Source organism: Vibrio cyclitrophicus (assembly GCA_023206055.1).
GTDB lineage: Bacteria > Pseudomonadota > Gammaproteobacteria > Enterobacterales > Vibrionaceae > Vibrio > Vibrio cyclitrophicus_A.
Genome location: CP065366.1, coordinates 1,320,728 through 1,343,329, shown reverse-complemented (window position 1 = coordinate 1,343,329; position 22,602 = coordinate 1,320,728). Strand labels below are relative to the sequence as shown.

General features: G+C 44.5%; 21 protein-coding genes. 11 read left to right on the top strand and 10 right to left on the bottom strand.

Features of this window, described 5'->3' with window-relative positions; all coding sequences use genetic code 11:
• The first annotated feature begins 40 nt into the window (after positions 1-40).
• Positions 41-2,032 carry a methyl-accepting chemotaxis protein gene (locus ITG09_06020; GenBank protein ID UPR53178.1) on the top strand — a complete coding sequence of 664 codons (1,992 nt, stop codon included), beginning with the start codon at positions 41-43 and terminating at the stop codon, positions 2,030-2,032.
• Between the two features lie 197 nt (positions 2,033-2,229).
• Complete coding sequence (locus ITG09_06015) at positions 2,230-3,396, top strand: DUF1887 family protein (GenBank protein UPR53177.1); 1,167 nt, start codon at positions 2,230-2,232, stop codon at positions 3,394-3,396.
• 206 nt (positions 3,397-3,602) lie between these two features.
• Here the strand turns inward: ITG09_06015 and udp are convergent, their stop codons facing one another.
• From udp to ITG09_05995, 4 genes are all read right to left on the bottom strand, one after another.
• Positions 3,603-4,361 carry a uridine phosphorylase gene (gene udp, locus ITG09_06010; GenBank protein UPR53176.1) on the bottom strand — a complete coding sequence of 253 codons (759 nt, stop codon included), beginning with the start codon at positions 4,359-4,361 and terminating at the stop codon, positions 3,603-3,605.
• Positions 4,362-4,644: 283 nt separating this feature from the next.
• Positions 4,645-7,002, bottom strand: a complete 2,358-nt coding sequence (locus ITG09_06005; protein UPR53175.1) for a zinc/cadmium/mercury/lead-transporting ATPase — start codon at positions 7,000-7,002, stop codon at positions 4,645-4,647.
• A 153-nt stretch (positions 7,003-7,155) separates the two neighbouring features.
• Complete coding sequence (locus ITG09_06000; protein ID UPR53174.1) at positions 7,156-8,619, bottom strand: MATE family efflux transporter; 1,464 nt, start codon at positions 8,617-8,619, stop codon at positions 7,156-7,158.
• Between the two features lie 170 nt (positions 8,620-8,789).
• Positions 8,790-9,206, bottom strand: a complete 417-nt coding sequence (locus ITG09_05995) for a CBS domain-containing protein (protein UPR53173.1) — start codon at positions 9,204-9,206, stop codon at positions 8,790-8,792.
• 301 nt (positions 9,207-9,507) lie between these two features.
• Here ITG09_05995 and ITG09_05990 point away from each other — a divergent pair, with 301 nt between their 5' ends.
• Together ITG09_05990 and ITG09_05985 are read left to right on the top strand one after the other, a co-directional pair.
• Positions 9,508-9,741, top strand: coding sequence for a hypothetical protein (locus ITG09_05990; GenBank protein ID UPR53172.1), 234 nt, complete (start codon positions 9,508-9,510; stop codon positions 9,739-9,741).
• Between the two features lie 172 nt (positions 9,742-9,913).
• Positions 9,914-10,210, top strand: a complete 297-nt coding sequence (locus ITG09_05985; protein ID UPR53171.1) for a hypothetical protein — start codon at positions 9,914-9,916, stop codon at positions 10,208-10,210.
• 98 nt (positions 10,211-10,308) lie between these two features.
• Here ITG09_05985 and ITG09_05980 read toward each other — a convergent pair whose 3' ends face one another.
• The gene (locus tag ITG09_05980) at positions 10,309-11,295 is read right to left on the bottom strand and encodes a glycosyl transferase family protein (protein UPR53170.1); all 987 of its coding nucleotides are present in this window, start codon (positions 11,293-11,295) and stop codon (positions 10,309-10,311) included.
• Positions 11,296-11,462: 167 nt separating this feature from the next.
• On the opposite strand from ITG09_05980, the gene ITG09_05975 reads away from it, so the two are divergent.
• The 3 genes from ITG09_05975 to ITG09_05965 all read left to right on the top strand — a co-directional run bounded on the left by ITG09_05975 (position 11,463) and on the right by ITG09_05965 (position 14,038).
• The gene (locus ITG09_05975) at positions 11,463-12,071 is read left to right on the top strand and encodes a TetR/AcrR family transcriptional regulator (protein ID UPR53169.1); all 609 of its coding nucleotides are present in this window, start codon (positions 11,463-11,465) and stop codon (positions 12,069-12,071) included.
• 123 nt (positions 12,072-12,194) lie between these two features.
• Complete coding sequence (locus ITG09_05970) at positions 12,195-12,689, top strand: peptidyl-prolyl cis-trans isomerase (GenBank protein ID UPR53168.1); 495 nt, start codon at positions 12,195-12,197, stop codon at positions 12,687-12,689.
• Positions 12,690-12,895: 206 nt separating this feature from the next.
• Entirely contained in the window at positions 12,896-14,038 is a 1,143-nt protein-coding gene (locus ITG09_05965; GenBank protein UPR53167.1) for a BamA/TamA family outer membrane protein, read from the top strand.
• A 74-nt stretch (positions 14,039-14,112) separates the two neighbouring features.
• On the opposite strand, the gene ITG09_05960 is transcribed toward ITG09_05965, so the two are convergent.
• Positions 14,113-14,550, bottom strand: coding sequence for a cytochrome c (locus ITG09_05960; GenBank protein UPR53166.1), 438 nt, complete (start codon positions 14,548-14,550; stop codon positions 14,113-14,115).
• A 208-nt stretch (positions 14,551-14,758) separates the two neighbouring features.
• On the opposite strand from ITG09_05960, the gene ITG09_05955 reads away from it, so the two are divergent.
• Positions 14,759-15,400, top strand: a complete 642-nt coding sequence (locus ITG09_05955) for a cytochrome b/b6 domain-containing protein (GenBank protein ID UPR53165.1) — start codon at positions 14,759-14,761, stop codon at positions 15,398-15,400.
• Between the two features lie 17 nt (positions 15,401-15,417).
• Positions 15,418-15,846 (top strand): MarR family transcriptional regulator, encoded by a 429-nt coding sequence (locus ITG09_05950; protein UPR53164.1) that lies wholly within the window; start codon positions 15,418-15,420, stop codon positions 15,844-15,846.
• Between the two features lie 102 nt (positions 15,847-15,948).
• Here ITG09_05950 and ITG09_05945 read toward each other — a convergent pair whose 3' ends face one another.
• The 4 genes from ITG09_05945 to ITG09_05930 all read right to left on the bottom strand — a co-directional run bounded on the left by ITG09_05945 (position 15,949) and on the right by ITG09_05930 (position 19,566).
• The gene (locus ITG09_05945; protein UPR53163.1) at positions 15,949-16,815 is read right to left on the bottom strand and encodes a DMT family transporter; all 867 of its coding nucleotides are present in this window, start codon (positions 16,813-16,815) and stop codon (positions 15,949-15,951) included.
• 111 nt (positions 16,816-16,926) lie between these two features.
• Positions 16,927-18,024, bottom strand: a complete 1,098-nt coding sequence (locus tag ITG09_05940; GenBank protein ID UPR53162.1) for an alkene reductase — start codon at positions 18,022-18,024, stop codon at positions 16,927-16,929.
• Positions 18,025-18,038: 14 nt separating this feature from the next.
• Complete coding sequence (gene gloA, locus ITG09_05935) at positions 18,039-18,416, bottom strand: lactoylglutathione lyase (protein UPR53161.1); 378 nt, start codon at positions 18,414-18,416, stop codon at positions 18,039-18,041.
• A gap of 214 nt (positions 18,417-18,630) precedes the next feature.
• Positions 18,631-19,566, bottom strand: coding sequence for a LysR family transcriptional regulator (locus tag ITG09_05930; protein UPR53160.1), 936 nt, complete (start codon positions 19,564-19,566; stop codon positions 18,631-18,633).
• Positions 19,567-19,700: 134 nt separating this feature from the next.
• On the opposite strand from ITG09_05930, the gene ITG09_05925 reads away from it, so the two are divergent.
• Both ITG09_05925 and ITG09_05920 read left to right on the top strand, forming a co-directional pair.
• Positions 19,701-20,936 carry an outer membrane protein transport protein gene (locus ITG09_05925; GenBank protein UPR53159.1) on the top strand — a complete coding sequence of 412 codons (1,236 nt, stop codon included), beginning with the start codon at positions 19,701-19,703 and terminating at the stop codon, positions 20,934-20,936.
• 674 nt (positions 20,937-21,610) lie between these two features.
• A complete protein-coding gene (locus tag ITG09_05920; protein UPR53158.1) occupies positions 21,611-22,522 on the top strand; it encodes a hypothetical protein in 912 nt (303 codons plus the stop codon).
• The last annotated feature ends 80 nt before the right edge of the window (positions 22,523-22,602 follow it).

Below are 22,602 nucleotides of genomic sequence, written 5' to 3'. Positions count from 1 at the left end.
ACCTGACATTAGGTCTGCATTTTTATTTAGGGAGAAAGCCATGAAGGGATCTGTGATCAAGCGTATGTACGCTGGTTTTGCACTGATCATCATCATGTTCGCAGTCACGATAACCATCATGATGAACAGCATGAACCAGATACACAGCAATTTTGAGAGTGTCTCAGAAACCTCATTACCACTTGTTGCGCTTTCAAATCAAACAAGTGTTCAATTGCTTTCTGCTGATAAGTCATTCAAAGATTTTTTAACCACACAAAATGCTGAACGCATGTCTGCAATGCGCACAGAATTTTCTGCATCACAAAACTCTTTTTCAGAAGTTCTAAGTAACTTAGAAGCGGCAAGCCAAAACGACGCAACACTCATCGAACGCATCGCACAATTGCGAGCGATGGAAGAACGCTACTTTACTGAAGCAGATGAAGCGATGAACAACTACGTTGCGATGTTTGAAGCACAAGAACAAGTACAAAAAGCATCACGTGACTTCCAACGCCTACATTCAGAATTAACGGTTGGTATGAAAGAGTACGTTGCTGACCAAAAAAGTATCTCTGTGAAAGTAATGGCGAAGAGCTACTTCATCAAACTGCAAGACGCAGAGGTAATCACTTCAGATGCACTAGCAAGCTCTGATGTTGCCTTCGTACAGAAAGCCGTTAACCAAAACAAGAAGGCCGTGACTCACCTAAACTACGCATACCGTGGCTTGGCGACACAGCTGCCTGCTCTTAAAAACGTCTTCGATGAATCGGTTCAAAAATTCACCAAAGACGTTGGCCAAAAAGGCGGCGTGTTAGACAAACACAACAACTATCTACAAGCGAAACAAGCGCTGTATGTGAACATCGCCAACCTTGCGGTCGAAGTAGACCAAGCTATGGCGGTATTAGATTCATTCAACGTAACCGCAGAACAACAACTTAACGCTTCACTGGCAGACGCGAGCAGCATTTACGACAAAGGCCTATTCAACGCAATTGCGATTGGTATTGTTGTTACGGTATTCGCAGCCGCAATTGGTTACCACATTGCACACAGTGTAAGAGAGCCATTAACTCGTATTCTAGGAACATTAGAAGGCCTAACTGAAGGCGATATGACTCAACGTATCGATATTCGTTATGACAACGAATTCAGCCGTGTGAGCCGTCACATCAACACCTTGGCCGACAACCTGCGCAATATCCTTGTAAAGCTGAATGACGCTTCAGATGACTTAACTAAGACGGCAAGCGTAAACCAGAAGACATCTTCTGAAACACAGGCTCAACTGAACAGCCAACGCGAACAAACGGCAACCGTCGCGACTGCGATGACAGAGATGTCTCATTCTGTGCAAGAAGTGGCGAACAGCGCGCAAAGCTCACTCACCATGGTTCAACAAGTAGAATCGGCTTCTGAATCTGGACGTCAGATCATGAACACCAACATCAGTACCATTAATCAGCTTGAGGTTCGCCTTACTGAATCAGTGGGTGCTGTAGGCGAGCTACAACAGATGAGTAGTCAAATTGGTTCAATCCTTGACGTAATTCGTGGCATTGCTGAACAAACCAACCTACTTGCACTTAATGCGGCAATCGAAGCAGCACGGGCTGGTGAACAAGGTCGTGGTTTTGCAGTCGTTGCCGATGAAGTGCGAGTGCTAGCGCAAAAGACCACTCAATCAACCTCTGAAATCGAGACCATGATCAGCAACCTACAATCAAGCTCGAAAACCGCAAGCAACGTGATTGAAAGTTGTATGAGCGATATGGACATGTCGGTTCAACAAGCTTCAAGCGCAAACAGTGCGATGGAAGAGATCCAAGCCCTGATTCTAGAGATTAGCCACATGAGTACACACATCTCTCAAGCAGCGGCTGAGCAGAGTGAAACGTCTGGTGATATCGCACGCAACATCGAAGACATCAACCACATCGCAGATAAGAGTTACCAAGCAATGTCTTCTATTGCGGAAGCAAGCCAAAACCTAACAATTCTGGCAAATCAGCAAGGTGATTTAGTACATCAGTTCAAACTATAGATAAATGAAGAATCGATAGATATTTAGAGAGATTGTTGAGACTTCATACCCAATAGTGGTAACTAATTGAGCTAGGGCAACTTTTATCAAGGGTTGCCCTTGTTTTTTATGAGCTTTGTCATTATATGATTATTAAGGCTTGCTGCTTCCCGTTTTTTCTTTCACCTTTATGAGCGAGCCGCTATTAAGGAATTTATATGGCTGTTCATGTTGGCATTATCGATCAAGACCCCATTCGCTTGCTCACCCCATTACTTGATAACCGAACGGTCAGCACTCACATCGTGTTTATCGGTGACAAGAATCAAGTCAGTATTTACCAACGCTTAGACAGCGTTTTGCAGAAGCGCGACATTACCAGTGAATTTTTCGAGATTCCAACCCTCGTAAATACATCCGCGATAAAAGAGTCTATCCAAACCCTTGCCGAAGACCTCAAAGCACGCGGCCAAGAAGTGAAGCTCAACGCAAGTTGTGGCCTTCGTCACCGCCTACTTTCTGTATACGAAGTATTCCGTACTTACCACTGGCCAATCTTCGTGGTGGAACCGAACAGTGACAAACTGTGCTGGTTATATCCAAGTGGCAAAGAAGACGCGCAAGTACAAGACCGTATTACCATCGATGACTACCTAACTGTGTTTGGTGCTCGTGGTGAATTCAGCGATGTTCAGCTGTCTCCTCAACTTGACCAAAAGCTGTATGAACTGGGCGAACGTTGGGCAAGTAACGCGTTAGAGTTAGGCCCAGGCCTCGCAACGCTGAACTACCTTGCAACAACCTGCCGTAAAGAACAGAGACTGGATGTAGGGCTGTCTGAGAAGCAACAAGGCTATCGTGAGCTAAACATGCTGTTGAGCGATTTAGTTGAAGCTAAGATTGCGACTTACGACAACGGTATTCTGACCTTTGCCAATGAAGACGCACGACGCTTCTCAAACGGCGAATGGCTTGAGACCTTAGTTCACAGCACGGTGAAGCAAATCCAAGATGATATGCCGACCATTCAAGACCGTTCTTTGAATGTTCAAGTTTATCGTCAACTGGGTGAGCGTGAGGTTCGTAATGAGCTTGATGTAGCATCAGTAGTGAACAATAAGCTGCACATCATCGAGTGTAAGACCAAAGGCATGCGTGATGATGGCGATGATACCTTGTACAAACTGGAATCGCTTAGAGACCTACTGGGTGGCCTACAAGCACGTGCCATGCTGGTTAGTTTCCGTCCTCTTCGCCATAACGACATAACACGAGCAGAAGATCTTGGCCTTGCGTTGATTGGCCCTGACGAATTGAAAGATCTTAAAACACACCTAACGGCATGGTTTACAGCTGCGGGTGGTAGCGAAGATCTAGAGTACTAAAATCAAATAAACTCATGAGAGCTCAATGCTCTTAAGCAAATCTTAAAAAGGCGAATGACGATTAAGTCACTCGCCTTTTTTGTTCTCTAGCCATTTATTTGTTTCGCCCTGTTTTCATCTTTTAACTATTTATGTTTCTAATTTCTTTGTCCCATAAAAAATGGCCGCATCATTTGATGCGGCCATTTTAAAATCTAAAGTCAGACTTAAAGCATTTTACGAGCAGCTTCTACAACCACTTTGATTGAACGAGCTTCAGTTACTTTTAGCGTTTCGTGATCAGGCGTCTCTTTTTGAGTACGGTTGATGATTACACCAGCAACACAACCTGCTTTCAGACCAGAACTTGCACACATTGTTAGTAGTGTTGCAGATTCCATCTCGAAGTTTAGAACGCCCATGTCTTGCCATTCTTGCATAGAACCTTGGAAGCGCTTAACAACACGACCAGAGAACGTGTCGTAACGTTCTTGACCTGGGTAGAACGTATCACTTGATGCTGTTACACCCATGTGAACTGTTGCACCTGATTCGTCAACTGCCGCTTTCATTGCTGTTGCTACTTCGAAGTCAGCAACGGCTGGGAACTCCATTGGAGCAAAGTGCAGGCTAGCGCCGTCTAAACGAACAGAACCTGTAGAAACGATCATGTCGCCCACGTTTACGTGAGGTTGGATAGCACCAGTAGTACCAACACGAAGGAAAGTGCGAACACCCAGTTGAGCTAGTTCTTCTACAGCGATAGAAGTAGATGGACCACCGATACCTGTAGAACATACAACAACTGGCTTGCCGTCTAGTTCTGCGCGGTAAAGCGTGTATTCACGATGGCTAGCAAGAAATACTGGATTCTCCATCTCTTCTGCAATTTTTTGTACACGAGCAGGATCACCAGGGATGATCGCAAGAGTAGCACCGTTAAGATCTGCTTCAGTAACACCTAAATGGAAAACAGCTTGAGACATAGTTCGCTCCTTTTGGCTTATTGGGCTTTTTACCCTTATTTAAGCTCATAGTAAATTCGTGGGGTACGAACACACTCTAACCAAGCTCACCACAAAATGAAGTGACACCTGTCACATGAATGATCGCAACAAGATTTCAAGTTTCACGAAAAACCGATTGGCATCACAAAAATAAGCAATCAATACGCCTGTGTTGCATACTAATGAGACAAAAAGCGCCTTTAACGTATTACCGCTAAAGGCGCTTTATATATTAAGAATGCTCTATGTTGATGAGCTCGATTTAATCCGCTTTAGATTTGAATCGAAGCAGACGCAATGCGTTCAATGTGACCAGTGCCGTTGCACCACTATCGGCCAACACTGCAACCCACAGGCCAGTAATACCGAACAAGCTCGTCACCAAGAACACGCCTTTCAAACCGAGCGCGAGAGCGACGTTTTGACGAATGTTGTTCATGGTTGCTTGCGATAACTCAATCATCGCTGGCAGTTCCGTTAAGCGGTTATGAGTCAATGCTGAATCGGCCGTTTCTAAGGCGACATCCGTACCACCGCCCATTGCGATACCCACGTTAGCAGTCTTCATCGCTGGCGCATCATTGATGCCATCACCGACCATCGCTACGTGCGATTGTTGAGAAAGCTCTTCAACATAAGACACTTTGTCGCTTGGCAATAGGCTTGCCTTGTACTGCATACCAATCTTGCTACTGATCGCTGCCGCACTGCGCGGGTTATCGCCAGTCAGCATAATAGATTGAATACCCAAGTCGTTAAGTCGTTCAATCGCAAGCTTAGCGTCACTGCGTAACGTATCTTGCCAAGCAATCAAACCAATCACCGTCGTAGCTCGCTCTGTTGATTCTTCTTGTTCTTTAACCTCAAGAGCAACCACAACCGTCTTGCCCTCGCCTTCTAATGCTTCTACCTGAGAAACCACATCGACACCAAGATCGAACGTGACTTTAGACGGTGACAGAACCTGGTACTTAACACCATCAACATCGCCTTCAACACCACTACCAATCAACGCTTTCTTGTTGTGCGATTCAGGAATCTCAATATTCAGCTCTTTTACTTTAGCGACAAGTGACTGCGCCAATGGATGAGTAGAGCCCACTTCAATCGCCCCAACCACACGCAGCATCGCATCTTGTTGCCAACCCGATAGAGCCTGAATATCCGTAACCTGAGGCTTGCCTTCTGTCAAAGTACCCGTCTTGTCGAATGCAATGGTTTGGATTTTTCCAAGCTGTTCTAGCGCAGCGCCGCCTTTGATTAAAGCACCACGTTTTGCTGCTGCTGCTAAACCAGAGGTAATCGCTGCTGGCGTAGAAATAACCAATGCACAAGGACAAGCAATCAGTAATAAGGCTAGGCCACGATAAACCCACGTTTCCCAAGGTTGAGCAAACAACAATGGAGGTGTGATGATCACCAACAAGGCAACCAACATCATTAACGGTGTGTACCAACGGCTGAACTTATCGAGGAATCGCTCTAGTGGTGCTTTACGAGATTCAGCTTCTTCAATCAGATGAAGAATACGGTCGATCGCGTTCTCACCTTGTTTTGAAGTGATGGTGATACGAACCACTTTATCGACCACCACAGCGCCAGCCATGATGCTATTGCCTTCGATATGTTCAACAGGAACAGATTCACCGGTTAACGCACTTTCATCAAAGCTTGCTGCGTCTGTAATCAATTGACCGTCAGCAGGCAAACGAGAACCCGCAGCCACTTCAATCACATCACCAGGAACCAGTTCACTGACTGCAACTTCTACACGTTCACCGTTGATGATCTTGGTTGCGTTTTCTGGTACCAATGCCATTAGCGCTTGAACGCCACTTCTTGCTCTAGATGAAGCAAACGCTTCTAAGCGCTCACCAATCAAGAACAACAATAGAACCATCGCTGCTTCCACAGTTTCGCCAAGGTACAAAGCACCCAGCGCGGCAACACTCATTAAGGTTTCAATAGCAAACGGTGTTCCTGAACGTGCCAGCTGAACCGCTTTCTTCGCCACCGGATATAAACCAAGTAGACAAGTTACCGTAAACAAGCCTTCACTTAACTGAGGGGAGGTACTTTTCAGAAGCGCAGCAAACAGCATTGCCACTGCAATCGCGATAATCTGCAAATTAGGTTGGATATGAGCTTGCCAAAAAGTCTCAGGTTGTTGTTTTTCTTTCTTTGAACCGACTTCCTTAAGAGGGAAACCCGTTTTGATAGAGACCTGTTCAATGGTGTCGGCAAGGCTTTCATTATCGAATTTCACAACCAGCTTTTCGGTAGCAAAGAGAACCTTTGCTTGAATAACACCGTCAATATTACTGATCGCATTTTCTATTTTTCTTGCACAAGCTGGGCAGTCCATTCCGGCAACCAGCCAACTTTTCGAAAATTGGGCGTCGAGAGATAAGGTTGAGGACTGACTGTCTTCTTCTCCACTATCCAACGAACTGCAACAATCATCTCCAGACGATGACGGAGCAGCAGAAGAGCTACAACAACCAGATGAAGTACCTGCTGCTGTGATGCTTGAAATTTTAGGGCTAGAGCAACTGGCTCCTGCCGCTTGAGTTTGAACGTCCACTTTTGCTGAGCGGCACGCTGCATGTTTTGCGCACATAAAATATCTCCTAAATACTCAAAAGCCTTGAGGTTGTTGCTAACGCACGAGCAACATAACCTTAAGTTCAACAGGAGTATAAACCTTGGAGGCTACTCCAAGGTCAAGAAGAAGTTATCAAGAAAACAATAATATTATGTCAGCACCGATGGCTTACTGAGATTTAAGCTCCGCACACTCTTCACGGTTCGTCGATACATCATCGATAAGAACTGCATCATGTGAACAAAACGGCTGAGTGTTCAAGCTGACAATCGACACATCATCTTCTACAGGGTCGACTTGAGAACCTTGCATCAGCTCAGCGATATGATGTCGAAGCACCAAGATACCTAAAATTCCGAACAGAACATTACCCAAAGCTTGACCATAGAGAACACCCAAAGCGCCATACCATTGTGAACCCAAGTAAACGAATGGCAGAGTACCCAGTGTCGCCTTACCTAAGTTCAACGCCGTTGAATAAAGAGGCTTACCTAGATTATTGAACGAAGTGTTCGCGACAAACAGTGCACCGTTAAAGGTAAAGGTCAGCGCCACATAGGTACAAAACGCAGCAACAATAACGGCCGCATCACCTTGCAGGCTAAAGCCTTGAATCACATAGCCTTGCATGAAGTACAAAAGAATACACACAGCGATGGTGTACACAGTGGTCACTAACAGCGAGTTATTCAGCGTCTCTTTAACTCTGTCCATTCGCTCAGCACCGAAGTTCTGACCAATGATTGGTCCTACCGCACCAGACAAGGCAAAAATCACCGCAAAACAAACTGGCGTTAAACGGCCAATCACGGCAAAGCCCGCGACAAAATCCTCACCATATTGTGCGATACCCGTTGTCACAATCGCGTTACCAATCGGTGTTGCGGTATTGGTGATAATCGCAGGCAACGCAATCGCTAGTATTGGGCGAATATTAAGGCGCCATTGCACAAAAGAAGGGGGAGCAACCAATTGATGGCTGCGAATCAGAGGGTAAAGCGAGAAGAACAACACCGAGAAGCGAGCAATAACCGAAGCGATAGCCGCCCCTTCGATGTTCCAACCAAAACCAAAAATAAACAGCGGATCGAGAATCGCGTTAACAATGCCGCCTGACAAAGTCGCCCACATCGAACGTTTCGCATCGCCCGCCGCTCTTAAGCCCGCACCCGCTGCCATCGCTAACGCCAAAAATGGACCACTTGGCAGCAAAATCTGTAGGTAAGCCTGAGCACGCTCGGCCGCAATCCCTTTTGCACCTATCGCGGCTAACAACTCTGGAATATAAGCGAACATGATTGCAGTAACGGTCGAACTGATAATCAACGCAGTCAGCATGATACTGGTGCTTAGGTTTCTAGCGTGTTCTTGATTCTTTGAACCGATAGCTTTAGACACTAATGCGCCCATGGCAATGGAAGTACCAATCGAAACGGAGGTAGAGAAGAAAGTCAGCGTACCAGCAAAGCCTACCGCAGCAGCCAATTCAACCTGCCCGAGCATACTGATAAACAGCATGTCGAGTAAGTCGACCACAAATAACGCCATCAAACCGACAGAGCCAGCTCCCGACATCACCAATATGTGGCGCATCGTTGAACCTTCAACAAACTTTGCCGTTTGATTTGACATGAAATCTCCAAAAGTTGGAATACCCAAGAGCTAACGCCCAATAAACTAATCAACCGGCTAGAGATCCACAAAGAAAGGATCGACCAAGAAAAGTTCTATACAGAAAAAAGGCGCGAGTGCGCCTTTTTCAATTGAGGGTATTGAGAAAAATAATCGTTCTTAACACGCTATTATACCTGATGTTTGAAGCATTCTTCCAAGTTCTTGCCGATTGCTCTCAAAACATCAGTTCTGGTGATAATACCCACCAGTTTTCGATTATCGATCACAGGGTATGCTTTAGGTTTTCCAACCTGCATCATGTCTGCTAATTCAATAATGGATAAATCAGGTGAAACAGACAGTACTTCTTGGTACATGCAGTCACCCACAATGTGTGTGTCTTGGCAGAAGTAACTGACCTTCACTAATTTCTCGAGTAAATCTTGCTCTGAAAGGAAGCCAATCACTTGTTCGTTATCATCGATTACGGGCCCACCCATGTGGTGGCTACGCATCACTTTGTCTAACGCTAGACTTAACGGCATATCAGGAGTAAATGTCACAACCTGCTGCGTCATGTAATCTTTCACTTTAATAGAATGCATTGCGTTCTCCCTAAATACTTTGCGTCATATATTTTTCTATCTCGTTAAGTTAATTGTTGTCTAAAATCTTGATTTTACTAAATGGATTTCAACAATTTTATTGATAGGCAAAACCTAACAAGACAAAAAAGTGAGACAAACAAAGGGTTGAACACGTTTTCGAACACTAAAAAAAGAAAAAAATAGCCCTTACAAAGCCTTACTTTCTCTTGCTTAACCTTACTTCACCGAACTAGCCTGCGTAAATAAACCCTGTAATCTTCACCGCACTAATAATTAGAAATCCCGATTTAGGAAGTTTATGCAACACGACAACAACATGTACGCGTATGTTTATGCAGGTAACGACGGTACAGAAAACACACTCATCGCCACTATCGATAATCAAGAACAACCGCTTATTTCAAGCTGCGTTGATGAGATAAAACGCATGTCGTGTTTAGCCATTGACTTAGCAGCAAAACACGACCTAAAAGTGAAGCTGGTAAAATATCAAAGAGAGCAAGAGATCGACTTCGGCCTATTCATAAAATAGTGAATCCGACACTGGTTTGGTTAATCACGAACTGGCAGCCACAGTAGCAAAGCATTAGCAAGCGCAATAGCCATGAATGGCTGCCGAATTCGACCTGACAAGCCTAGCGGGTAAAGGATATAATGATTAGACGGCGCCCTTGCAGATTTTCATTGTCTAAATACGGTTTACTATGTCTCCTCAAACCTCACCTAAAACGTATCTAACTAATTCCTTATCTAAGTTAAAAAGCTACTTTAGCGAGTTATTGGATTTCCAATCACGCATTTGGGTGGTTCATATCTTTGAAGACTCCATTACCGATCAGTCGTTTGTGATTAATGAAGATGGCTTTAAAGAACCGTTAGAGTGGATGAAGAAACGTGATTACCAAGCGAGAATGCTTGATCGTGTTGATAAGATGAAAATCTCACAGGTGATTGAGATTCAGTTCGAAGACAAGATACATCGCTTGATGCGAGTGAAGTAGCTCTACTGTTTGGGCATTCACGAAAGCCCTTGCTAGAAATCGAGCATAAAAAAGGCCAGCGCTCGCTGACCTTCTTTGATTTAGTTACAAACCATCATCTAACGCACACAATACTCATGCCACAGACGCACCGCTTTCTGGTATGCCTCAGTTTTATCGTGCGTTTCCGCAAAAAGAATGGCTGTCATGCTGTCGACAACGGTATTCGCCATTAGCGCCATCTCTTCAGCCGACGTACCAAGTACACACTGACTAGGAAGTGGCAGTTCTAGATTCATCATCTCTTCCCAGTAGAATGACTCGACTTTGTCAGGAGAGCTCATCCACACCGTTTGGCTAACTTTAGGATTATATTCCGACTCACCGTTCATCCCTTTGAATGAAATGACCGAGTGGGATTTATTGCCAATGACATGCTCAACTTCCGCGTGAAGTTGTGGGAAGCCAGGATGGAAACTGCCACGCAGACCTAAACGTCCACCACCAGGATTCAACGCACGAACTACCGTGTTAATTGGTGTTCTTAATCCGTAACGGTGTTTCCAACCAATCATGGTTTGCGCTTCGGGCGCGAAGTTAACTAGCGGTAAATAAGCAATGCCGTCTTGTTCAAGAATCGACTTAGCATGTTCAGGGTTCTCAGCACTTTGCACACCGACATCTTGCAAATGGCTTTCAACGTGCGTCCTACCGCTCGGCTTATCCATATAGCCATGCATTAACACTTTATAGCCATTGTCAGCTAAGATTTTTGCTGCCAACAAGTTCCAAGGCTTGCCACTGGCGTTATCGTTACGCTTACCTGCATAACACGGCCAATCAATATCGGCGCCCAAATCTGGCACTCGAGATTGAAACGCTTTTACAAAGCCAGCGATCTCTTCATTGGTTTCATTCTGCACACGAATCAGCATCAGTAGCATAGCCATTTGGTCGTCACCGACCTCTCCGCTTAAATACTCATCCATGATGCGGTAGGCTTGTTCGAACGATAAAGGCTTGCGCCCTCTTTCTCCTCGTCCAACTGTACGAATACACTCTAAAATACTACTCATTGATTGTTTATTCTCTTCCGTTGATATCAATAAAATTCGAATACACTTTCGATTCTATGATACCCACAGTGCATTGCAAAGCGATTCAGTTGTTATCGATCGAATTACCAATACGTGGATTGGTGTTCTAAAAGTAAACTTACTGGTGTAAAATTATCGTATGCAATGCTAACCGCGACATATTGAGTAGTATCCCGATGACTGTAAAAAAAACGCTGAGCCAAAGAAAACGTGAATCGATCGTTGCCGCTGCTATCGCAGAGTTTACTGAGCATGGCTACAAGGCCACCAGCATGGATAAAATATCGAGCCGCGCGGAGGTATCAAAGCGCACCGTATACAATCACTTTGCCAGCAAAGAACTGCTTTTAGATGAGATTCTAGACAGCATTTGGAGCAAAACTCTGGCCGCGACGCATTTCCCTTATCAAGCAGAACTGCCACTTGAAGAACAACTTTCGTCGATAGCCAACCAAGAACTTGAGTTACTTGAGTCAGAAGGCTTTATCGACCTGTCACGTGTACTCTTTTCTGAGTATTTCCATAATGCCGAACTGGCACATCAAGCGATGGAAAAATATTCCCAAGCGGAAAGTGGACTCAGAACCTGGATTAAAGCTGCATTAGCAGACGGTCGTTTAGTAGAACTAGACCCACAATTCGCCTCCACGCAGTTCATTGGCCTGCTCAAGTCTTTTGCGTTTTGGCCGCAAATCATTGGCCATGTGCCATCACCGGATGCTGCGCACAAACAAGTGATCATTACTTCAAGTGTCGAGATGTTCCTTAAACAATATCAGGCGTGATTTTAGTGGTTGACGAGAATTCAACCACAATAAAACCATCACTGGTATCCGCTGTTATTTTCCCTATACTGCAACCCACCTTCGTCATTACGACTCAGTAAAACTTCAACTTTAGGTAGCCCTATGATTACTTTCACCACCAACTTTGGCGATATCGAGATTGAACTGAACCTTGAAAAAGCGCCAGTAACGTCGAAAAACTTCCTTAAATACTGCCAAGACGGTTTCTACGAAGGCACGACATTTCACCGTGTTATTGAAGGTTTCATGATTCAAGGTGGTGGTCACACTATCGACATGACAGAAAAACCAACTCGCGCACCGATCGTCAACGAAGCAAACCGTGGCTTGAAGAATGTAATTGGTTCTGTGGCAATGGCTCGTACTGATGCACCACATTCAGCAACGGCGCAGTTCTTCATCAACTTAGATGACAACGATTTCCTCGATCACACCTCAACAACCAATGCTGGCTGGGGTTACGCGGTATTTGGCAAGGTTTCGGCGGGTATGGATGTCGTAAACAAAATTGCTGTAGCACCAACAACCATTCGCTGGGGACACGAAGATGTGCCTTGCGAAGATATTGTGATTACAAAAATCACCATCAACGAGTAATTCACGACGAAAACGTAACGAAATGGTGAGAATTTTTCTCACCATTTTCTTATTGTCGATGTTATCAACTGTACTCATTTCTGTACGGTATATTTATAGGGTTAACCATTCCCTTACTATTAATCAGTACAAATGACGTGTTATGCTCCTGATCCGCAAGCTCCCATTGCTCTGCAGTCAACCTTACATTGGACGTAACTCTCTACATGACTCGACACTATTTTTGGACAGCAGCCCTCTTCTCTTCTGTTGCCAGTTTCTCTAGTTCCGCATTCGAAGTTGATACAAGAGAATCAAAAGAACCAGAACTCGATGACCAATTTCGTGTTATCGCGATCCCCTTTTATGACCCGAGTGTAGATACCGGGATCTCTGTGGTACCCATCTATAACTTCTACGCCGATGGCGAAACCAAGAACGCTTCCACATTATCAGCGACACTGACTTACACACAGAACGACAGCTATTACATCAAAGGCAATGCGGAGCTGTTGCTGAAAGGTGACTCAATAAGATTTAGCGGCGAAATGGGGTTCTCTAGCACCAACATAACCTTGGTCGACCTTGTTGATACCAACCATCAAGAGTACGCGTTCGATGGCGATTTCTACTTCAAAGTGTATGACAATATCTATCTAGGTATGGGGTTAGACTTTTCTACGGCTCGCTATTTAGCCGACACACCCCGTGACAAACTGTTGTTGAAGTTGACAGGGTTTAGCGAAGAATATAAAGCCGATACTGGGGCTAAACTCTCATTCTTGTGGGATGAGCGAGAGCACTACTATTATCCGTACCATGGCTTTTTGTTCGAACTCACGTATGAGAACCACGGGGCTTGGTTAGGCAATGATGAAGATGCGACTTACTCTTCACTGTTTTCCGACTACCGTTTTTTCTACAGTTTGACCCATAACGACAACCACATTATCGCCAGTCGATGGGTGACTCGCTACCTACTCGATGCTGAAAATGCCCCAAGCAGTGCATACAGCACTTACGGGCGACAAGGGCGAAACGTTCAACGCGGTTTTGTCGCAGGGGATCACATTGCCTCACACATGACCAACCTTGAAATGGAATACCGCTACTCTATTTCTGGCTCATCGATCAACTTTCTAAACAACGTCACCGTGGTCGGGTTGACCGGTGTCGGCAAAGTATTTGGTGAGAGGCTCAACCCGAAAGACCCATACCATAGCTTTGATGATGGTGACCTTTTATCAATGGTTGGATTTGGTCTGCGTTATCGCCTAATGCGTCAAGAGCGCATCAATGTTCGCATGGACTTCACCTACAACAGCGAAGATGAAGTGTTGGCTTATTTTAGCTTGGGCGAAAATATTTAGCTCTCACCAACGACTTATCACATCAAGCCTGTCGCGAACCGCACAGGCTTTTACTTTTAAAGGCATTTCAAAAACTACCAACGAGAACGATAAGTACGGTGACACCCTTTGCACGTCTTATTCGCAGAATTTAACCCTTGCTCTGCACTCGACAAGTCTTGTTCAACACTCGCCTGATACAGCTCTGCAAAGCCTTGGTTCATCTGCAACATCAGTTGGTTAAATTTCTCAGGCTTGCTCCAAATCTCCTTCTTGGCCTTACCTCCTGTGTCAGCTTCAGCAAAACTCGCGTTCAATACATCACCATGTTCCACCAACATGTCACTTAACTCGCCCACCTTCAGCCAATCCACATCACTGTTATTCAATTCTGAGCCGACTTGTTTGCTGACCTCTTCAATAGAGCTAAAAGCCTGTTGACGATTATTTACAACATCTACTGCGGCTGCAGAGATCATAGGTAGAGCAATCGTTGGTAGTGCGATGATTAAAGCGATAGTGAATTTTTTCATAGTGTCATTCCTAGTGATTAATTGATTGAGTGCTTAATTGATTAAGTGATTTCTTCGTTAATTACTGATTGGTTTCTTAGTGAATTGCGGCTTGATAGTTCAACTGTAATTGAAGAGATACATTTAATTTACACAACAATGGTTGCATACGCAACTGTTGTTGTGTAAATTATTCTCGCCAAGAAAATTCGCAAACAGGAAAAGCATTATGAAAATCTGGGATCTACCGACTCGACTGTATCACTGGCTGCAAGCAGCTCTGTTTATTGGCCTTGCTGTATCTGGCTTTAGTGGCAATGGCCCGCACATATATTTAGGGTTAGCACTGTTTAGTTTGATTCTGTGGCGCTTGATCTGGGGAATGATTGGCAGTGATACCAGCCGTTTTTCGCAATTTGTTAGTTCTCCTCGCTCTGCTTGGCAGTACTTACGAGGCCAAATTCAACCTAAACCGGGGCACAATCCTCTAGGTGCATGGATGGTTGTAGGCATGATCACGACGTTGTTCGTACAATGCATGACTGGCCTCACGATTGCGGGTTTCTTCGACACATTGCCGTATTCAGAAGTCATCATCACAGACGATGTCTTTGACCTATTCGTCACGCTTCATGCCATTGCCGCGCGTATGTTAATCGCTTTTGTCGTGCTGCATTTATTGGCTATCTTGACCTACAAACTGCGCTCAAAGCCTTTGGTTCTCGCTATGATCACAGGCAAACAAAATCAATCGTTATCCACCGCTCATTTCGGAAATGGCACTCAATTGGCTTTTTCATCAAATAGAAAAGCGTTGTTGGTGCTAATTGCGTCGGTATTAGTTACGATGGCAATAGTTGTTATGTCATAAAAATTAGGGACTAACGAATGTCAGAAGAGTTTGATAGACAGAATAGTTTTGGATGGATGATCAATGTGATCGCCAACAAAGCGACCAAAGATTTCGATCTTGAGTTAAAGAAACACGGCTTAACCATCGCATTGTGGCCAACCTTGATGTGTTTATGGGAAGAGGAAGGGGTTACCCAGCGTGATATTGCCGCGAAGTCTAAAGTAGAAAACTCAACGACAACACGAACATTAGATAAGTTGGAAAAGCTTGAACTGGTAGAACGCAGAGCTGACCCACACAGCCGCCGCTCTTTTAGAATCTACCTAACAGAGAAAGGTAAAGCACTTGAAGAAGTGTTAATACCCATCCCAGTTAGGTTGAATGAAGAACTGATGGCAGCGCTTGATGCACAAGAGCAACAACAGATGATCGGCTTACTTAAGAAAATGGTCGCCGCTGTCTAGTTCAATAACTTAATAGCTCAATAGCTCAATAGCTCAATAGCTCGCGCTGAAGAAAGCACTTAGAAACTAGATATCAATAGACCCTCGTCCTAAACGAGGGTTTTATTTTCTTCGTGACCATTTGATGTAGCAAAACAGTGAACCAATAATCACTGCCCCACCCAACAATTTCTGCATTTCGACCGTTTCTCCCAACATGCTCACACTGAGTAATAGTGTCCATACTGGCTCTAGAATCATGATAAGCGCCGCCACTTCCATGTTCACAGAGTGCTGCCCTACCGTTTGCAATAAGTAACGAATAGAAGTCGCGATAACAGCAGACACGATAAACCAGAAGATGAGCGTTTTGGTGATTTCAAATTCCGGTTGAGCAGTCATAGACGCAAACGCCATCCCACTGATACCGACCACAAAAAGCTGTACGCAAATCGAAGCAATTGGCTTGATGTTAGTGATAACGCGCTTATTCATCACAAAATGAACAGAGAGCAACATTGAAGCCAATAGGAAGTAGATCTGACTTTGTTCAACGTGCCAACCGTTGGTGAGAGTAAGCAGCAACATACCCATGATCGCGATAGGAAATGATTTCCAAAATGCACGATTAGGCTTAACTCGAAACAGAATCCAAGAGACAAATGGCGCAATGATCATGGCTAGGCTCATGATGAATGCCCCTTCCGACAAACTTTCTGTCACTGAGACAGCAAACACCCATACCTGCAATGAGGCTGACAACAATAGACCAACGCCACAAAGCGACAGGATCTGCTTGAGAGATAGCTTGCGAATATGATGAATACAGAATGGCAGTAAAATCAGACTCGCCACGAAAAATCGTACACCAATGAACACTGGCCCAGGCATTTCCATGACCACCAACTTAGAGGCAATCCACCCAACACCTGCCAGCAAAGTGGCACATAAGAGGTAAAGCTCGCCACGCATCGCTTTTACGTTCATCATTTTTATTCGATCCAATAACAAAAAAAGCAACCTGACTCTGCAAGGTTGCTTTTTATAAACTCTTAACAGGATCAAGATACTATCTCAATACTCTGCTTCAGGCAGCAGTTTTTAGCCTGCGTATTCAGGGTAATCAGTTAGGCCTTTTTCAGCACCACCAAACAAGGTGTTTGGATCGTGCGGCGCTAGCGGAAAACCATTTTGAATACGAGCGGGTAAATCAGGGTTCGCAACGAACGGGCGACCAAAGCCAACCATGTCTGTTATCCCTTCAGCAACTGCTTGCTCGCCACGTTCGCTATCGTACTTGCCTGCATAAATCAGAACACCTTTGAACGCTTCACGAACGGCAGCTTTGAATGCTTTTGGCGTTTCAGGCGCGTCGTCCCAGTCTACTTCTGCGATATGCAAGTAAACGATCTTGTACAGATTTAGGAATGCTGCCGCTGCTGTGTAAGTTTCTACAGGCGTCGCATCAACCGTGCCATTTAGCGAAGTAAACGGAGCGAGTCGAACACCAACACGATCAGCGCCAATCGCATCAACCATAGCTTCAACCACTTCACCGAGGAAACGTAAGCGGTTTTCAGTTGAACCGCCGTATTCATCGGTACGGTTGTTCGCTTCAGAGTCAATGAATTGGTTAATCAGGTAGCCATTTGCTGCGTGAAGTTCGATGCCATCAAAGCCCGCCTCAATCGCGTTCAAAGCCGCTTGGCGATACTGTTCAACCACTTCTTTGATGTCTTCTTTGGTCATTTCACGAGGTTCAACCACATCAACAAAGCCTGGTTCATCAGTGCCGTTATCAATGAAGACTTTTACGTTTTCCGCTTTGATAGCAGAAGATGAAATTGGCTGTTCACCACAGATGTTGTCTGGGTGTGTTACACGACCTACATGCCAAAGCTGAGCGAAAATAACGCCCTCTTTTTCATGCACTGCATCGGTTACTTTTTTCCAACCCGCGATTTGCTCTGCTGAGTAGATACCCGGTGTCCAAGCGTAGCCTTGACCCAAAGGTGAAATCTGAGTGCCTTCTGCCACAATCAAACCCGCAGAAGCGCGTTGAGCGTAGTAAGCCGCCATCATATCGTTTGCTGAATTACCAGGTTGTGTTGCACGAGAGCGAGTCATCGGAGGCATAACAATACGGTTTTTTAGTTCGATGTTACCAAGTTGAATTGGTTGAAATAGTGCGTTTGTCATTGTTATATCCTCGATTAACCTAGTTGAATCAGTTCGATTTGGTAGCCGTCTGGGTCAGTGATAAAAGCGATGTGTGTTGAACCGCCTTTTACTGGACCCGCTTCGCGAGTCACATTGCCACCCAGCGATTTAATCTTGTCACACGCCGCGTAAATATCTTCCACACCCAATGCTAAATGGCCAAAAGCGTTACCCATTTCGTATTCGTTGGTATCCCAGTTATGAGTCAGTTCGATGGTTGTGCCGCCTTGCTCGTAACCAACAAAAACTAACGTGTAGCGGTAATCGTTATTGTCATGGCGCTCAAGCTCTTTCATACCTAATACCTTGGTGTAGAACTCAATAGACTTATCTAGATCAGCAACTCTAATCATTGTGTGTAGGAATTTCATATTTCACCCTTTTTAGCCCATCAACGTGGGCCGATATAATCGTGAGTGGAGGTTATCCACTTCTTTCTTAGGGTTAATATACGGACTGACACCAAATAAATGAAATTATCAAAAATTCTCATTGTGATAATTTTTTGTTATTAACATATAGCTAGTACCAACTAAGCGACACAAAAAAGGGAAGCCAATGCTTCCCTTATAGTTAAATTCTCAATTAAAACCGCAAGCGCCTATCTTTAAGCGCCTTCGACATTGCATCTGACGTACTGATGACTTGTTCTCTGAACCATTTATGAGCGGGGTCGCTGTTCTGCTTCTTCAACCAAATCAGGTAGTGAGACATCGGCTGATATTCAAAGGGTGGCTTGAACAGCTGCAAACTTAACTTTTCTTGGAACTGCACGGCCATAGATAAAGGCACAACAGTAATGTAATCGGATTGGCTACACAGCAAGATATTACTGAACAGCGAGCGTCCATGAAACACGATTTTACGTTGGGACAGATCCAAAGAAGTGTAGTGATTTAAACTGCGAACTTTGCGTCGTGTTCTGTCTAATACGGCATGCTTTTCACTTAGGAACTGAGCTTCACTGATTTCACCTTGGATTCGTGGGTGATCAGATCGACACACGATCACAAACTCGCCTTCATAAAGTGTTTCACTGACGATACTTGGGTGTTCAGGCACCACAATATCGATCATCGCATCAAACTCTTGAGTCAAAAGATCTTCGTAAATGCGCTCATCACTGTCTGGTTGATCAAAGACTTCTAGCGACAAGTTTTGATTGGGAAGCGCCGCAAAACTATTGAGCAGCACCCACTGCAGATGCTCAGGTGCCGAAATCACAAACTTACGTTCGGAGGCTTGCTCATCAAAATTCGCCATCGACTGAAACACACCATTGAGTTCATTGATCGGCGCTTTGATCTGTTCATACAAGCTTTGCGCATAAGACGTAGGCGCAACACCTCTTCCTTTACGGACAAAAAGCTCCTGGCCAATCTCTTTTTTTAGGCGGGCTAATGCGGTACTGATGGTCGATTGGTTAGTACTGAGTTGATCCGCAGCTTTACTTAAACTGCCCTGCTCCATCACCGCAGAAAACACGGCAAGTAGATTGAAGTTGGGGATGTCGTTGCTCATATATCATTACTCGTTAGGCGACCATGAGCACCATGCTATCGTAAAAACGATAGAATGAAATAAGAATCCCTCGTTTAAAGTCCAAAATTGAGACACTAACATCCCGCGTAACTAGTTTCTCAATAGGTTTCCCCATGAAAAAACATTACCTTGCCATCACTATTGCGATGATGACGAGTAACTCGATGATTTCAAATCCAGCACAAGCTGCGGCTCACCTTCTTCCTGAACTTGGTTCTCTCAACGCAAGTACCGCAGGCGCAGGGTCGGCAGCGTTAGCTGAAAGTGCGTTAACCGCATGGACTAACCCTGCTGCTATGTCTCAGCTAGAAAGTCCTGAACTCACCGTCAATCTGGCAGGCCTCTACACAGACATCAACTATTCAGACACAGACCCAACAGAACGTTTTGACAATAACATTGATGCTGGAGGTTGGGCTCCAGTAGGAAGCTTCTACTTTGTTGCCCCTATCAACGACAAATTTCACGCTGGTTTTGCTTTGGCTTCTCAAGGTGGTTCTGGAATCGATTATGGTGATAACTTTTCTGGGCAGCGTTTATTAAAGAATGTTGAATTCATGACAGTTCAACTGATGCCTTCGATATCTTACAAAGTGAATGAGCAGCTTTCGTTGGGTGTCTCTGTCAATGCGGAATACCTCACTGCGAACGGCGAGTTGAATCCTTTTATCGGCACTGGCGACATTGGATCTGAGCACTTATTCGAAGCAGACGCGGATGATTTCACGGTTGGCTACTCTCTTAGTGCCTTTTACCAACCAAACAAACAACACCGTTTTGGCTTTATGTACCGCTCTGAACTTGCTCATTACGGTGAGGGTGATCTTCAACATTCAGCTCGCGACACCAAGCGTGATGTTGGGCTCGACTTTATCATGCCTCAACACGTCCAAATTAGCGGCGTGCACGCCGTTAATGACCAATGGGACATGCTATGGAGTGTGACTTGGTATGATCTATCAACATGGACAGACCTCACGCTAGACATCAATGATAACTCCGTGAAAGTTGTCGACCGTAGCTTCGACGATGTGTGGAACCTAGCCATAGGTACTCATTACCAAATGACCCCAACCTTGCGACTAGAAACAGGCATCAGCTACGAGACTTCTCCTCAAGATGACGCAACTCATCAATATATGGATCTTCCTGTAGGCGAAACCAAACGTATTGGCGCCGGTGCCACCTATGCGCTCAATAAGAACTGGGAGCTGCGCGCTTACTACGATTACATCGATCTGGACGAGCCTGAGCTCAATTACTCAAAGGGGCAAGTTATCAATGTTCAAGGCGCTTATGACAACAGCGCACACTTCTTTGGCATGCAAGTGAACTATCGCTTCAAGTAACATTCCGCCCTGTATAACACTCACTCAGATAAGAATTAAACTTAGTCATTTGGTTAAATCTATATTACTTACTTGGAACTCTTATCTAAATAATAAGCTTAGTGCCCTGCTCGCTAAGCTTTTTTATTTGGGCTAAGCATTTCAATTAATTTTCTTTCTGCTCTCAATCGACAAGTCATTTATCGCCGTTTTGATTTGCATTGATTATCAACCTAATAAACCCAACAAACAAGGGCTTATTGTCTCATTTTTCATGACACTGTTTCACAGTCGCTTTCAGCTACTCAGTAAAGCTCTTTGTCTTTTTCACAGCACAGGCTGAAAATTGTGCATTTCACAAAACACTGTTCTTTCAACTAAACCTATTAATTTTCGAGCGTTTTAGGCTTCAGCCCTTATTCAGCCTGATGAAGGGGTTTGGAGGAACGCTTTCTCCGCTCGCTATTTTCCTAAAGAACGACAAACACATTAGTTCAAAAAGCAGCCCTTTATTTTTATAAAACTCACTACTAATGAATAAAGATCATTAGTTATCGTATTTGCGATGATTACAAAACGAAATATTACGTAGATTCATATTATTCACATCTTCTATATTTCTCGCCAACGAATAAACACTTCATGACTGTGAAGATGAAGTGAATGCCAAACAAGTTATGACTAAGAGTATAGATATGCTTAAAATTAAAAAGAATTTCCTTTATGTTGCCATTACTGCAGCAGCATTACTTTCAACAACAGCAAGTGCACAAGAAAAATTATCAGTACAAGAAGCGGCAAAAAAATCAGCAAACCCAGTATCAGATGTATGGATGCTAATTACTCAAAATGATTATACTTTCCTAGAAAAAGAAGATGGTCACCATGAGATGCAAAACCGCTTCAGCTTTCAACCAGTAATGCCTGTACCTATCATGGATGGTGAATGGAACTTGGTGAACCGTTTGGTTGCCAACCACTACAGTTCACCAGGCGATCGTGAAGACGGTGATTTCTTTGAAGGACGTACAAACGGTATGGGAGACACTGTCTTTCTATCATTGGCAGCGCCTAACCGTGATGATGGGTGGATTTGGGGTGTTGGTCCAACGGTGATCATGCCAACAGGTACTGATGGTTTAACGCAAGATAAGTGGCAAGTCGGCCCTGCAGCAATGGTCGCTCGCCTTGGTAAAGAAACAGGTAACCCAGCCAGTATTGAAAGCTGGAACGTTGGTTTCTTAGCTCAGCAATGGTGGGATGTAGGCGGGAGCGACAGCGTTACTGAATCAACCAATCAAGCGGACATCCAGTACTTCTTAAACTATCGTGTCAGCAACACCGCGTTAATTGGTATGACACCTAATATTCAAATTGATTGGACAAAAGATGGTTCCGACCAATTTACTGTACCTGTCGGATTAGGCTATATCGATATGTTTAAGGTTGGGCCAATGCCAGTTCGTTGGGGTGTAGAACTTCAATATTACGTAATGAAACCAGACGCAAATGTTAATACAACCAATCCCGCTGAGTATGTGCCATATGCACCAGATTGGAACCTGAAATTCTTTATTGCGCCTGTTACATTAAACCCGTTCAAATAATCGATTAAAATCCCCCTACAGGCTGGTCTAATTTATTTAATATTTTAGGCCAGCCTTTTTAGCACTTTTCATCGACTTCT

What these genes read in the sequence shown, in the direction of transcription:
- ITG09_06020 (UPR53178.1), top strand. Translation starts at nt 41, where the DNA reads ATGAAGGGATCTGTGATCAAGCGTATGTACGCTGGTTTTGCACTGATC.
- ITG09_05975 (UPR53169.1), top strand. Translation starts at nt 11,463, where the DNA reads ATGACTGTAAAAAAAACGCTGAGCCAAAGAAAACGTGAATCGATCGTT.
- ITG09_06015 (UPR53177.1), top strand. Translation starts at nt 2,230, where the DNA reads ATGGCTGTTCATGTTGGCATTATCGATCAAGACCCCATTCGCTTGCTC.
- ITG09_05950 (UPR53164.1), top strand. Translation starts at nt 15,418, where the DNA reads ATGTCAGAAGAGTTTGATAGACAGAATAGTTTTGGATGGATGATCAAT.
- ITG09_05945 (UPR53163.1), bottom strand. Translation starts at nt 16,815, where the DNA reads ATGATGAACGTAAAAGCGATGCGTGGCGAGCTTTACCTCTTATGTGCC.
- ITG09_05930 (UPR53160.1), bottom strand. Translation starts at nt 19,566, where the DNA reads ATGAGCAACGACATCCCCAACTTCAATCTACTTGCCGTGTTTTCTGCG.
- gloA (UPR53161.1), bottom strand. Translation starts at nt 18,416, where the DNA reads ATGAAATTCCTACACACAATGATTAGAGTTGCTGATCTAGATAAGTCT.
- ITG09_06000 (UPR53174.1), bottom strand. Translation starts at nt 8,619, where the DNA reads ATGTCAAATCAAACGGCAAAGTTTGTTGAAGGTTCAACGATGCGCCAC.
- ITG09_05965 (UPR53167.1), top strand. Translation starts at nt 12,896, where the DNA reads ATGACTCGACACTATTTTTGGACAGCAGCCCTCTTCTCTTCTGTTGCC.
- ITG09_05995 (UPR53173.1), bottom strand. Translation starts at nt 9,206, where the DNA reads ATGCATTCTATTAAAGTGAAAGATTACATGACGCAGCAGGTTGTGACA.
- ITG09_06005 (UPR53175.1), bottom strand. Translation starts at nt 7,002, where the DNA reads ATGTGCGCAAAACATGCAGCGTGCCGCTCAGCAAAAGTGGACGTTCAA.
- ITG09_05960 (UPR53166.1), bottom strand. Translation starts at nt 14,550, where the DNA reads ATGAAAAAATTCACTATCGCTTTAATCATCGCACTACCAACGATTGCT.
- ITG09_05920 (UPR53158.1), top strand. Translation starts at nt 21,611, where the DNA reads ATGCTTAAAATTAAAAAGAATTTCCTTTATGTTGCCATTACTGCAGCA.
- udp (UPR53176.1), bottom strand. Translation starts at nt 4,361, where the DNA reads ATGTCTCAAGCTGTTTTCCATTTAGGTGTTACTGAAGCAGATCTTAAC.
- ITG09_05955 (UPR53165.1), top strand. Translation starts at nt 14,759, where the DNA reads ATGAAAATCTGGGATCTACCGACTCGACTGTATCACTGGCTGCAAGCA.
- ITG09_05985 (UPR53171.1), top strand. Translation starts at nt 9,914, where the DNA reads ATGTCTCCTCAAACCTCACCTAAAACGTATCTAACTAATTCCTTATCT.
- ITG09_05990 (UPR53172.1), top strand. Translation starts at nt 9,508, where the DNA reads ATGCAACACGACAACAACATGTACGCGTATGTTTATGCAGGTAACGAC.
- ITG09_05925 (UPR53159.1), top strand. Translation starts at nt 19,701, where the DNA reads ATGAAAAAACATTACCTTGCCATCACTATTGCGATGATGACGAGTAAC.
- ITG09_05970 (UPR53168.1), top strand. Translation starts at nt 12,195, where the DNA reads ATGATTACTTTCACCACCAACTTTGGCGATATCGAGATTGAACTGAAC.
- ITG09_05940 (UPR53162.1), bottom strand. Translation starts at nt 18,024, where the DNA reads ATGACAAACGCACTATTTCAACCAATTCAACTTGGTAACATCGAACTA.